The following is a 12,489-nucleotide window of genomic DNA, read 5'->3' as shown; positions in this document are numbered from 1 at the left end:
CGCCCGAGCCAACGGGTCAGTGGCCACGCCAGCAGTGCGGCGAGTCCGGCCGCGGCGATTGCGAGGACGGGGCTCATGGCTCCTTCCTGCGGCGGCAGCGCGCGGGGGTCAGACGCTGCGAGGGGCAGCCGAGGTCGGTCACACCGGTCACACCCGGCGGCGTTCCGGCTGTGATCCGTTTTGCAGGAGTTTAACAACCGACTGTGACACCGATCCGATGACGTGCCGGGTGACCTGCGGGAACGTCGCTGTCCAGCGGATACGCTGCCGACATGAGCCCCTCGAAGTCACCTTCGGCGAAGCCATTCGCGATCCCGGCCGCGAACGCGAACGCGGGTGCGGGCACCGGACCTGCACCCGATCCGGACACCGCACCCGATCCGGACACCGACGTCCTACCCACGGTGGACGCGGACGCGGAGGAAGCCGGGCAGGAGCATGAGCCTGACGACGCGACCGTCGGCCCGGGCGTGATCCGACGCCTCGTCGGCCTGATCCTCATCGTCATCCCGCTCGCTCTGGCCGCGCTCTGGGCCGTGGTGGGCCCGGCCCCACAGCAGCCCGACGCCGCCGCCGGCACGGGCGGCCCCGTCCAGTCGGCACTGTCGGAAGCCTCGGCCAACTCCTCGTTCACGGTCGCCGGTACCGGCCAGCTGCGCGACGGCACCGCCGAACTGTCTGGCGGCGCGGACCAGCTGCGCGACGGCTCGGCCGAGCTCGCGGCCGGGATGGAGCAACTCCAGAACGGGATGGGGCAGGCGGGCACGGGCGCCGACGAACTCGCCGGCGGGGTGGGCCGGCTCGTCGGCGCCGTCCGCGGTGTCGCCGTGATCCAGGGCCAGGTCCTGACCGCGATCGACGACGCCGTCTCCCGACTCCAGGGTGACGCCCCCGAGAACGTTCGGGCCCGCGAGGCCCTGCTGGGCCTCAAAAGTCAGCTCCAGTCCCAGGGCATGAACCAGGGCATGCTGAACGACCTCGACCGTCTCTCCGGTGGCGCCGACGAACTCGCCCGCCAGCTCTCCGCCCCCGGAGCCCCGCTGCGCGACGGCATCTACGAGGCCACCCGCGGCTCCCGCGAACTGGCCACAGGAGCGGCCACCCTCGCCGACGGCGCCGGCACCCTCCGCGACGGCGCCGCCAGTGTGTCCGACTCGGCCGGCCGCACGCAGGACGCGATCGGCAAGACCGGCCGTGCCCTGGCAGCCGAACAGGGCGACGCCGGGCTCGAGGCCGCCGCGGCCGCACAGGACTCGCAGCGGCGCACGTCGGCCGGGATCCTCGGGGTGGCCGCGGCCGCCGTCCTGGGGGCGCTGCTCGTCCAGCTCGTCCGCCGGCCGGGCTCCTCGCTCGCCGAGCAGATCCTGGCCCTGATCGTGCTCACCGCGGGCCTGTCCGCGTGGGGGCTGGCCACGGCGGATGTCCCGTCCGTCACCTCGGCGATCGCGGTCGTGGCGGTGGTGGGCCTCGTCGTCGTCGCATCCTCCCTGCTCTGGCGCGCGCTCGGCGCGGTGCTGGGGGAGTGGCCGGGCCGGATCGTCGCGGTGGTCCTCGCGGGGCTCTCCGCCGGCGTGGCGTGGTGGGTGTGGGTCGCGGGCGGCGCGCCGTCGGCGGTGGTCACGGCCACCTCGGCGACGACGACGGGGCAGGCCACCGCAGCCCTGGACGCCCTCCTGTTGGCCGGATCGAGCTCGGTCGTGTGGACTGCGGCTGTCGTCCTGGTCGCCGTGGCCGTGTGCTCCGGATTGGCCGTCCGCGTGGCCGCCGACCGTAAATAAGCCGGAACCCGCTACCGCCGCTCGGATCTGCCCTTCACCCGGGTCCGCCACCCGCCGCGCGGGTCCGCCACCCCGTCGCACGATCCGCTACCCGGCCGCACGGGCCCTACCCCGTCGCACGATCCGCCCGACCCCGGCCGAGCCGTTCGGTTGCAAGACACTCCCCTCCGGTTGCACGACAAACTGTGCGAAATTCGTGCCGGATCTCGCACCAGATGTCTTGCAGCTACGGGGTGATGTCGTGCAACCGCGGCGGGAGGGGGCAGGCGTCGGGCAGGTGTCGGTCAGGCGTCGGTCAGGCGTCGGTGGGATCCGCGATGCTGTCGACGCCGCCGCCGTTGAGCATCGGCACCTCGAACACGAACTCGGGAACCGCGAAGGCGTCGACAAGCGTCCGCGCCCGGCCGGCGAGCTTCGTACACAGCCGGTTGTAGGCCGCGGTGGCCGCCTTGGTGCGCTCGGTGGTCAGGCGGTTGTGCTCGAGGAACCAGCCCTTGTCGCGGTCCACGATGTCGAGCACGTACAAGTCGCACAGCATGCCCAGGACCTCCTTGGCCTCCGGGTCCTCGCAGGCGTCGACGGCCTCGGCGAACCGGGAGAACACCCAGCTGTCCATGTGCGCGCGGCCGGCCTGCAGCAGGTGGTCCTGGGCCGAGTTGAACACCTTGAACGCCGCCGAGCCGTCCTGCCCTTGGGCCTTACGCAGACGCCGGGCCACGGTCTCCAGCAGGTGCTCCTCGCGGTCCACGAGCAGCTCGAGCTGATTGCCGCGGTCCAGGATGTCGGTGTGCTCGCGATCCGTCACCGCGTCGACGAGCTTCTGCCACAGCGTCGACGTGCGGGCCTTCTCCTGCACCACGTCGGCGACCGTGTTGAACGCGAACGCCACGGTCTCGCGCTGGTCCATGTCGCCGAACTCCGCCGCGTAGGCGCTCATCAGCTCCTTGCCGACGAGCTGGGTGAGCACCACGTTGTCGCCCTCGAACGTCGAGAACACGTCGCAGTCCTTGCGCATCTCCGTGAGCAGGTTCTCAGCCATGTAGCCGGCGCCGCCGCAGGCCAGACGCGCCTCGGTGATGGTGTCGTTGGCGAACGAGGTGACCGTGGCCTTGATCCCGGCCGCGTGGGTCTCCATCTCGCGACGACGAACCTCGTCGAAGGCGTCCGGGTTCTCCTCGAACTCGGCCAGCTCGGCCACGATCGCGTTCTGCGCGCAGGCGTAGGCGTACGCGCGGGCGACGAGCGGCATCAGGCGACGCTGGTGCTCGCGGTACTCCAGCAGCGGGATGCCCTTGCCCGTCTCCGGGTGGTCGAACTGGCGTCGGATCAGCGAGTAGCGCACCGCCAGCGCCAGCGCCGTGCGGGCCGAGGCGCCCGACGCCGCGCCCACCGACACCCGGCCGCGGATCAGCGTGCCGAGCATCGTGAAGAACCGGGCCCCCACCGAGTCGATCGGCGAGGAATAGCGGCCCTGCTCGTCGACGGAACCGAACCGGTTGAGCAGCGCCTCCCGCGGGACCCGGACCTCGTCGAACCTGATCCGCCCGTTGTCCACTCCCAGCAGGCCGCCCTTGTGGCCGTGGTCGGTGATCGTCACGCCGGGCATGACGTCACCGGCCTCGTCCCGGATCGGCACGAGCAGGCAGTGGACGCCGTGGCGCAGTTCCTCGCCGTTCTCGACGGTGACGAGCTGAGCGAACACGGCGGCCAGCCGGCCGTCGCGCGCGGCGTTGCCGATGTAGGCCTTCTCCGCACTAGGCGTGGGGGTGTTGACCACGAACTCGCCGGTCTCGGCATCGAATGTCGCCGTGGTCTCCAGGTTCTGCACATCGGAGCCCTGGCCGATCTCCGTCATCGCGAAGCAGCCCAGCAGGTCCAGCGACATCACGCTCGGCAGGAACTTCTTGCGGGTCTCCGCGTCGCCGAGGTTGGCGATCGCCCCGCCGAACAGTCCCCACTGCACACCGGCCTTGACCATCACCGACAGGTCCAGGTGGCCCAACAGTTCGAACGAGGTGAGGGCGGCGCCCGTGTCACCGGTGCCGCCGTCCTCCTCGCGGAATCCGAGCCGTGGCATCCCCGATTCGGCGAGACGCTGCAACTGCGTCAACGTGTGGGCCCGCTGCTCCTCCATGGTCAGCCCGAGCGGGTTGACCATGTCCCGGGTCATGGCCGCGCGGGTCTCCGCACGCGTATCCGACCACGCGCCGTCGAGGACCTTCTGCAGCGCAGCCGACAGCTCGGCGTTGCCCCGGCCGCTCGTGGTGATGCGGCCGAAGTTCGGGTGGACCGAGGAGGCGGCGTCGGACGGGGTGACGTCGGCAGCGCCGGACGCGGCGTCAGCGCCGGACGCGGCGGCGTCAGCGGCAGAGGCGCCGACTTCGGTGGCGGCGGCGGAATCGGCGTGGGGGGCGTCGTTCTGGGAGGTCATGCCACGACCTTACGGACCGGCGAGACCGGGGTGCACCGAAAATCCGAGGAGAGGTGACGGAGATCGCCGCCACAGAGCAGGAGTTCCGGATCGCAGTCATCCTGCAGGTCAGCGAATGCGCGCAAATGGCGGAAGTCCCGGGCCACATCCGTGACCCGGGACTTCTCATTGTCGGGGTAGCGGGATTCGAACCCACGACCTCTTCGTCCCGAACGAAGCACGCTACCAAGCTGCGCCATACCCCGGTGACAACGATGGATACTCTAGCGTCCCACCCCGAGAATCGCGAAACCGGGTCAGGCGGGCTGCGGAATCCGTTCCTGTAGAGGCGTCACCGGGACCTCGGCGTCGTCGTCGCCACCTCCCGGAACGGCGATCAGTTCCAACAGCGTGGCCTCGGGCCGACAGAACGTCCGAACAGGTACAAACGGCGAGGTCCCGAGCCCCGCCGACACGTGCAGGATGAGGTTGCGACCCCACGCCGACAGACCCTGGACCCGCGAGCGGTCGATGCCGCAGTTGGTGACGATCGCGCCCGTCGGCAGGCACAGCTGCCCGCCGTGGGTGTGGCCGGCGAACACGAGGTCGTAGCCGTCCGCGTCGAACCGGTCGAGAACGCGCGGCTCCGGGGTGTGCGCCAGGCCGATGCGCAGATCGAACGCGGGACCGGCGGGCCCCGCGATCTCGTCGTAGTGGTCCCGGCCGATATGCGGGTCGTCGACGCCGGCGACCAGCACACGACGCCCGTCGACATTGATCTCGGCGCGGCGATGGGTGGCGTCGACCCAGCCGCGCTCGGCGAACGCCGCCCGCAGATCCCGCCACGGCAACGGGATGGAGGAGTGCTTCTTCCGGCCGATCCCGATGTAGGGCAGCGGATTCTTGGGCACCGGCGCGTAGTAGTCGTTGGAGCCGAACACGAACGCCCCGGGCCGGCCGAGTAGCGGGCCGAGCGCCTGGACGACCGACGGCACCGCCCGCTCGCTCGACAGGTTGTCGCCGGTGTTGATCACCAGATCCGGCTCGAGCGCGGCCAGCGAGGTCAGGAACTGCTGCTTACGCCTCTGACCCGGCATCATGTGCAGGTCGGAGATGTGCAGGATCCTCAGCGGCTCGGACCCGGGGGCCAGCAGGGGCAGAGACTGGCGGCGCAGAGCGAAATTGTTGCGCTCCCAGCCGCTCGCGTAGGCGGTCCCGGCGACGACGGCCCCGGCGACCAGGGCCGCCGCACGGGTGGCCGACTGAGTGGAACTGCGGGTCTTGCGAGTGGGGCGCTGCATCCGTCCAGACTACCGGCGAAACGCGGGCCTATCTCGGCGGTGAGATGGTGATCGGGGCCAATCCGGGCACCTCGAGCACCACGGGCTCGTCGCCGATCGGGGCGTTCGGTCCGCTGGCTCCCTGACCGCCGGAAGCGCCGCCGCCCGCTCCGCCGCCGGAGCCGTCGGATACCCGCAACGTGACCTGGGATCCGGGGATGCCGGTCCCGCCGTCGACGCCCACGACCGTGCCGTAGGGGCGCCCGGCGCCGGAGACGAACTGGGTGTTGACGATGAAGCCGGCGTTGGTGAGCAGTGATGTCGCGGCGGACTGGCTCATCCCCTCGACGTCCGGCATGCCGGATCGGCTGGTGCCCCGCTGGTAGGCGGGATCCGGGGACGGCAGGGACACCGGTCCGTAGATGTCCGAGATCGGGGAGAACGCCGAGTACCAGGTCTGCGCGGGCTCATTTCCGCCGAACAGGTTGCCGTACGAGCACTGCCGGAGCGGGCTGGTGCACAGCTCGGTGGTGGTGGTGCCGTCGTTGAAGGCGTAGACGGCCGCCGCGTAGTTGTTGGTGAAGCCCAGGAACGCCGACGAGCGGTTGGCCTCGGTGGTCCCCGTCTTGCCGGACATCGGCAGGTTCCACCCGGCGCTACCGGCCGCCCCGGCCGCCGTGCCCGCGCCCACCGCGTCCTTGGACATCGCGACGGCGAGGGTGTTCGCGAGGCCCTCGTCGACAACCTGCTCGCAGCCCGGCTCGTTCAGTTCGACGCGCTTGCCGGTGCGATCGGTGATCGACTCGATGGGGCTCGGGGGGCACCAGACGCCGCCGGAGGACAGGGTGGCACCGACGTTGGACAGTTCGAGCGCGTTCACGGCCGACGGGCCCAGGGTGAAGGAGCCGAGGTTGTTCTTCTTGATGAACCCGCTGATCGAGTCGCCGTCGGCCGCGGTGCCCTTGCGCTCGTAGGAGCGCATGCCCAGGCGCGTGGCCATGTCCACGGTGGGGGCCACCCCGACGTCCTTGATGAGGTTGACGAACGTGGTGTTGGGCGACTGGGCGAGGGCGTCGGTCACGGACAGGGAGCCCGGGTACGAGCCCGCGTTCTCCACGCAGTACTGGCCGGGGGGACAGCCGCGGGCGCCGCCCGCACCGAGCCCGGACACCTGGACGCGGTTCGGCACGGACAGGGTCGTGTCGGCACCCATGCCCTTCTCCAAGGCCGCCGCGACCGTGAAGATCTTGAACACCGAGCCGGCACCGTCACCGACCAGGGAGAACGGCTGCGGTTGGACGGTCTGGCTGTCGCCCAACTCGAGCCCGTACTGGCGGCTCGAGGCGATCGCGACGACCTTGTGGGACTCCTTGCCCGGGCGCACGACGCTCATCACCTCGGCCACGCCTTCGGTGGCGGGGTTGCCGTAGGTGTCGAGCGCGCGCTGGACGTTGGCCTGGACGGTCTCGTCGAGGGTCGTGCGGATGGTGTAGCCGCCCTCCTCGACCATCGACCGGCTCAGGCCGTTCTCGTCGAGGTACTGGAGCACGTAATCGCAGAAGAACCCGCGATCACCCGCGGTGATGCAGCCGCGGGGATGGGAGTTGGGCCGCTCGAGAACGCCGAGGGGCTCGTTGACGAACTGCGCGCCCTCGGACGGGGTGATGGCGCCGGTGTCGACCATCGTCCTGATGACGGTGTCGCGGCGCTGCTTGGTGTCCTCGGGGTTGGCGTACGGGTTGAACTGGCTGGTCGACTGCACCATTCCGGCGAGCATCGCCGCCTGGGGGACCGTGAGGTCGGCGGCGTCGACACCGAAGTACGTCTGCGCGGCGGTCTGGATGCCGAACGAGCCGTTGCCGAACGAGATGAGGTTGAGGTACTTGGTGAGGATGTCGTCCTTGCTCATCTCGCCGTCGAGGGTGAGCGCCATACGGATCTCTTTGATCTTGCGCGCGGGGGTCGTCTCCACCGCGGCCCGGCGCTCCGCGTCGTTCTCCGCGGAGACCAGGAACTGGTAGTTCTTCACCAACTGCTGGTCGATCGTCGACGCGCCCTGCTCGACCTCGCCGGACGTGGCGTTGGTCAGCGCGGCGCGGACCGTGCCGCGCCAGTCCACCCCGTTGTGGTCGGCGAATCGCCGGTCCTCGATCGCGATGATCGCGAGTTTCATGTTCTGCGAGATCTCTTCGCTGGGGACGAGTACCCGCTGCTGGTCGTAGAGCCAGGCGATGGGCTCGCCGTTCGCGTCGGTGACCGTGGAGATGGACGGCAGGTCGCCCTTGATCAGGTCGGCCGACGTTCCGGCTAAGGAATCGGCCATCTTGTTGGACGCGAGTCCGGCCGCTCCGGCCAGCGGGAACAGCGCCCCGGCAGCCACCACCCCGGCAGCGACGCACGTCGCGACCAGCTTCCCCAGCGAACTCATACCTGACACGTGCACAGAGTACGTGACCACCCCCGCTACACCACCCTCTGCGGCCCGACCTGGACACGACTCTTTACTTCTGTTGTGTGACTGCGGTAACAATATGAGGGAACGCGAGGCGTTTCGAAATGAATGAGACCTTCATCACAGGTCTCAGCCCATGCGAGGCCTTCGCGGACACGGTGAGTACGCCGCGCCGGGTGTATTCAGAAGGCCGGAACAGCGTGCGACTGGCGCCCGTTGTTCCTTGCAGACAGGGGTTCTTCGATGACGGCTACCCTTCCCGGGACTTCCCGCTCCTCCGACGTCGGGGTCCGCCCCGGTTCAAGCAATCCTCTCGGCTCCGAGGAGACCATTATCGGGGAGGGCCGCCAGGAATGGGTGGCCCAGGCCCGCTGCAAGGAGATCGATCCGGATGAACTCTTCGTCCGCGGAGCCGCCCAGCGTAAGGCGGCCTCCATCTGCCGTCACTGCCCGGTGCTGCTCCAGTGCCGTGCCGACGCGCTGGACAACCGGGTCGAGTTCGGCGTCTGGGGCGGCATGACCGAGCGTCAGCGCCGCGCACTGCTCAAGCAGCACCCCGAGGTCCGGTCCTGGGCGGACTTCTTCGCCCAGCAGATCGAGCGACACTCCGCCGTCTACTGACCCCTCGCGCCGGGAGGTTCGTCGACGGACTTCCCGGCCGCTCGACGGGCGTCCCGGCCGCTCGGCGGTCACGCCGGGCAGAGGCGGGCGGCCAGCCCTACCCGCAGAGCTGATCGCCCACCGCGCGCAGCGCCTCGATGTTGGAGATGTCGAACGGCAGCGAGGGCACGCCCACGATCCGCACGTCGGGGTGGGTGTCGGTGAACGACTCCAACAGGCGTAGTTCCTGCCGGGCGGTCCGGGCGCGGTCGGCGTGGATACGCAGCACGGCTTCGGCCTCGGGACTCTCGCCGACGAGTCGGTCAGCGGCGGCCCCGGCCTGCTCGGCGCTGATGTCGGTCAGCCGCGGGTGCGTCCGGTTGATCACCACCCCCGACAGCGGCATGTTCTCCTCGGACAGTCGTTCGGCGAAGAACGCCGCCTCGCGCAGCGCCGGCCGCTCGGCCGAGGAGACCACCAGGAACTCGGTGCCCTTGCGCCGCAGGATCTCCTGCGTGCGTGCGGCGCGTGCGGTGAACCCGCCGAAGGTCGTGTCGAGCGCCACCACCACCTCGGACGCGTCCTTGAGCATCGATGAGCCGACCACCGCGGACACCCCACGCATGGCCGTGCTCATCGCGCCGGTCACCAGCCGCCCCACGCCGCGGCCGGGCGCGGACAGCAACCGCATGAGCCGACTGTCGAGGAACGAGCCGAGCCGGCTCGGGGCGTCGAGGAAGTCGAGTGCGTTGCGGGAGGGAGGAGTGTCGACGACGACGAGATCCCACGTCGAATCCTCGAGCAGTTGCCCGAGCTTCTCCATGGCCATGTATTCCTGCGTGCCCGCGAACGAGGTGACCATCGTCTGGTAGAAGCGGTTGTCGAGGATCGACCGGGCCTTCTCGGGCGTGGTGTTGGCGGTGACCAGTTCGTCGAACGTGCGACGCATGTCGAGCATCATCGCGTGCAACGACCCGCCCGCCTCGCCCTGCTCCGCGGTGAGTTCCACGGGGGAGGGCTCGTTGGAGAGCTCGTCGATCCCGAGGGCCTGGGCGAGCCGGCGGGCAGGGTCGATGGTCAGCACCACGGTGTCGCGGCCGAGCTCGGCGGCCCGCAACGCGACGGCCGCGGCGGTGGTGGTCTTACCCACGCCGCCGGCCCCGGTGCAGACCACCACGCGGGTCTGGAGGTCGGTGAGCAGTGCGGTGATGTCGAGATGACTGGCCATGTCAGCGGACTCCCTGGTCGACGAGGGCGGAGGCGAGGTCGTAGAGATCGGTGACCTCGACCCCGTGCGGGAGGGCGGGCAGGACGAGGGTGGGGCATCCGGCCGACGTCAGCGTTTCGCCGGCCCGCAGCTGACCGCGTGCGACGCGCGCGTGTTCGATGGCCTCCACCAGGAGCCCCTGAAGCCCTTCGTCGTCGACCTCGACACCGGTGGCCTCGAGGCCGGTGAGCACGGCCGCGGCGTCGATCTCCTCCTCGGCGACGCGCTCGAGCGCGGCGTCGTCCAGATGCCGGGACTCGGCGCGGTTGATGACCACCTGTCCCATCCGCAGGCCGTGGCCCTTGAGTTCGGTGATCGCCTCGAGGGTCTCCTGCACCGGCAGGGACTCGAGCAGCGTCACCAGGTGGACGACGGTGCGCTCGGAGTGGACCAGCTCGGCCACCGCCTCCGCCTGGCGACGGATGGGACCGCCGCCGCCGGCGAGGTCGGCCATCGCGGTGGTCACGTCGAGGAACTTGCCGATCCGGCCCGTGGGCGGGGCGTCCACCACCACGGCGTCGTAGACAACCTCCTTCTTGGCGCGCTCGCGCGTGACGACCTCGTAGATCTTGCCGGTGAGCAGCACGTCCTTGAGCCCGGGCGCGATGGTGGTGGCGAACTCGATCGCGCCGACCGACTTCATGACCCTGCCCACCACTCCCAGGCGGTAGAACGTGTCGAGATAGTCGAGCATCGCGGCCTCGATGTCGATCGCCAGTCCGTACACCTTGCCGCCGCCGTCGACCCGCGCGACCAGTTCCTCGCGGTAGGGCAGCGGGGACCGGTCGAAGATCCGGGCGATGCCCTGACGTTCCTCGACCTCCACCAGCAGGACCTTCTTGCCGGTCGAGGCCAGCGCGAGCGCGAGGGAGGCGGCGACCGTGGTCTTGCCGGTGCCACCCTTTCCGGACACGTAGTGCAGATCGGCGCGCTTCGAGTCGTCGGACCAGCCGGTCGACAACTCGTCGGCGATGGTCGGCCGCGGTGGCGCCTGGGGGCCCGAACTCTCAGTGGACGGCATGTGCTCCAGACTAAGCCCAGTGACCATCCCGCGCGGGTCGCTCCCGACTTCCCTAGAGTGGGGGCATGAGCGAAGCCACCAGTGCCCCCCGGTTCGAGTACGTGACGGTTCCCCTGCTGACGCACGCCACCAAGCAGATCCTCGATCAGTGGGGAGGCGACGGCTGGGAGCTGGTCTCCGTGCTGCCCGGCCCCACGGGCGAACAGCATGTCGCCTACATGAAGCGTCAGCTCTGATGCCCGAGACCGAGTCCGCCGGTTACTGGACCCGCAAGCTGGAGCAGATGGGGCTGGAGCTGCCGACGGTCGTGCCGCCGGTCGCCAACTACGTCCCCGCCACGCGGGTCGGCAACTTCGTCTACACCTCCGGCCAGCTGCCGATGGTCGACGGCGCGCTCGCCGCGACCGGCAAGGTCGGTGCCGCGGTGTCGCCCGAGCAGGCCACGGACCTGGCTCGCACCTGCGCGCTCAACGCGCTCGCCGCGGTCGACGGTCTCGTCGGCATCGACTGCGTGGTGCGGATCGTCAAGGTCGTTGGATTTGTCGCCTCCGCGCCGGGCTTCAACGGCCAGCCGGCCGTGCTCAACGGCGCCTCGGACGTGCTGGGTGAGATCTTCGGCGACTCGGGCGTCCACGCCCGTTCGGCCGTCGGCGTCTCGGAGCTCCCGCTCGACGCGCCGGTCGAGGTCGAGCTCATCATCGAGGTCGAGGGATAGATCAGATGTCTGCAGGACTGGCCCCCATCAGTTTTCCGGCGTACGAGACGCTGCGCCCCGTCACGGAGCTGTCCGGGGTCATCCTCTGCGACAACCCCTCCGAGATGACGTTCGAGGGGACCAACACGGTCGTCCTGCGGGCGCCCGGGTCGCCGACCTGTGTGGTGGTGGACCCGGGGCCCGACGACCGCGCGCACGCCGAGCGGATCGCGGCGATCGTGGGGGAGATCGAGCTCGTCGTCGTCACCCATCGCCACGGCGACCACACCGACGGCATCGACCACCTTCGCGCGTTCACCGACGCCCCCGTGCGGGCCGTGCAGGAGCGCTTCTGCCGCGATGCGGCACCGTTGGTGCCGGGTGGTGGGGACGACGACGAGGTGATTCACGCTGCCGGCCTGGACATCATCGTGCTGGCGACCCCGGGCCACACCGCGGACTCGGTGAGTCTCGAAGTCCGGGCCGCAGGTACCGGGTTCACCGCGCCGGCCGACTGCGTGGTCCTCGGCGACACGATCCTGGGCCGGGATTCGACGGTGCTCGACTCGACCGACGGCGACCTCGGCGACTACCTGGGCAGCATGGACCTGCTGGCCGGGCGGGCCGCCGGGGTGGCCGGAATCCCCGGGCACGGACCGGACGTCGAGGACACCGGCCGCGCCGCCCAGGTGCTCGGGCAGCACAGGCGGGATCGGCTCGAGCAGATCATCGCCGCCCGCGCCGAGCTGGGCCGCGATGCCGACGCCACCGCGATCACGCAGCACATCTACCGCGACGTGACGCCCTTCCTGCTCAAGGTGGCCGAGCAGTCGACCAAGGTGGCGCTGCGCTACCTCGACCGCCTCGACTCCGACGCCGGCGCCTGACCCCCGCGCCACCCCGCCGAGTGGCCGCACCGCTTCACGTTTCCCTGGACGCGGCGCGGCGCGAGCGAGATCTGCGCCCCTTCGACGGCGAGTAGTCGAG

10 protein-coding genes and 1 tRNA gene are annotated in these 12,489 nt (G+C 70.3%); 5 read left to right on the top strand and 6 right to left on the bottom strand.

What is annotated here, in order from left to right; genetic code table 11:
• Window positions 1-272 precede the first annotated feature (272 nt).
• On the top strand, window positions 273-1,778 hold the full coding sequence (locus ACWIE7_RS12895; RefSeq protein ID WP_454069417.1) for a hypothetical protein: 1,506 nt from the start codon (window positions 273-275) through the stop codon (window positions 1,776-1,778).
• A 295-nt stretch (window positions 1,779-2,073) separates the two neighbouring features.
• Here the strand turns inward: ACWIE7_RS12895 and ACWIE7_RS12890 are convergent, their stop codons facing one another.
• The 4 genes from ACWIE7_RS12890 to ACWIE7_RS12875 form a co-directional block, all read right to left on the bottom strand.
• The gene (locus ACWIE7_RS12890; protein ID WP_454069416.1) at window positions 2,074-4,209 is read right to left on the bottom strand and encodes an acyl-CoA dehydrogenase family protein; all 2,136 of its coding nucleotides are present in this window, start codon (window positions 4,207-4,209) and stop codon (window positions 2,074-2,076) included.
• A gap of 171 nt (window positions 4,210-4,380) precedes the next feature.
• A tRNA-Pro gene (locus tag ACWIE7_RS12885) sits at window positions 4,381-4,454 on the bottom strand.
• 51 nt (window positions 4,455-4,505) lie between these two features.
• Window positions 4,506-5,489: a metallophosphoesterase gene (locus tag ACWIE7_RS12880; RefSeq protein ID WP_454069415.1), complete on the bottom strand. Its 984-nt coding sequence runs from the start codon at window positions 5,487-5,489 to the stop codon at window positions 4,506-4,508.
• A 28-nt stretch (window positions 5,490-5,517) separates the two neighbouring features.
• Window positions 5,518-7,896 (bottom strand): transglycosylase domain-containing protein, encoded by a 2,379-nt coding sequence (locus ACWIE7_RS12875; protein ID WP_454069422.1) that lies wholly within the window; start codon window positions 7,894-7,896, stop codon window positions 5,518-5,520.
• A gap of 267 nt (window positions 7,897-8,163) precedes the next feature.
• Here ACWIE7_RS12875 and ACWIE7_RS12870 point away from each other — a divergent pair, with 267 nt between their 5' ends.
• Window positions 8,164-8,541: a WhiB family transcriptional regulator gene (locus ACWIE7_RS12870; protein ID WP_454069414.1), complete on the top strand. Its 378-nt coding sequence runs from the start codon at window positions 8,164-8,166 to the stop codon at window positions 8,539-8,541.
• A 97-nt stretch (window positions 8,542-8,638) separates the two neighbouring features.
• Here ACWIE7_RS12870 and ACWIE7_RS12865 read toward each other — a convergent pair whose 3' ends face one another.
• Entirely contained in the window at window positions 8,639-9,748 is a 1,110-nt protein-coding gene (locus tag ACWIE7_RS12865; protein WP_454069413.1) for an ArsA family ATPase, read from the bottom strand.
• A 1-nt stretch (window position 9,749) separates the two neighbouring features.
• The gene (locus tag ACWIE7_RS12860; RefSeq protein ID WP_452100391.1) at window positions 9,750-10,808 is read right to left on the bottom strand and encodes an ArsA-related P-loop ATPase; all 1,059 of its coding nucleotides are present in this window, start codon (window positions 10,806-10,808) and stop codon (window positions 9,750-9,752) included.
• 65 nt (window positions 10,809-10,873) lie between these two features.
• Here ACWIE7_RS12860 and ACWIE7_RS12855 point away from each other — a divergent pair, with 65 nt between their 5' ends.
• Genes ACWIE7_RS12855 through ACWIE7_RS12845 form a run of 3 tightly spaced genes read left to right on the top strand, consistent with a single transcriptional unit; the run spans window position 10,874 to window position 12,389 of the window.
• Window positions 10,874-11,044: a DUF4177 domain-containing protein gene (locus ACWIE7_RS12855; protein WP_230929846.1), complete on the top strand. Its 171-nt coding sequence runs from the start codon at window positions 10,874-10,876 to the stop codon at window positions 11,042-11,044.
• Window positions 11,044-11,523: a RidA family protein gene (locus ACWIE7_RS12850; protein WP_452100390.1), complete on the top strand. Its 480-nt coding sequence runs from the start codon at window positions 11,044-11,046 to the stop codon at window positions 11,521-11,523. Before ACWIE7_RS12855 ends, ACWIE7_RS12850 begins: the two co-directional genes overlap by 1 nt.
• Window positions 11,524-11,528: 5 nt before the next feature.
• Window positions 11,529-12,389, top strand: coding sequence for an MBL fold metallo-hydrolase (locus ACWIE7_RS12845; RefSeq protein WP_454069412.1), 861 nt, complete (start codon window positions 11,529-11,531; stop codon window positions 12,387-12,389).
• Window positions 12,390-12,489: the final 100 nt, after the last annotated feature.

The organism is Dietzia sp. NPDC055343 (assembly GCF_053645265.1).
Note: the sequence above shows the minus strand (reverse complement) of the source record. Positions and strands in the feature narration are given on the sequence as shown.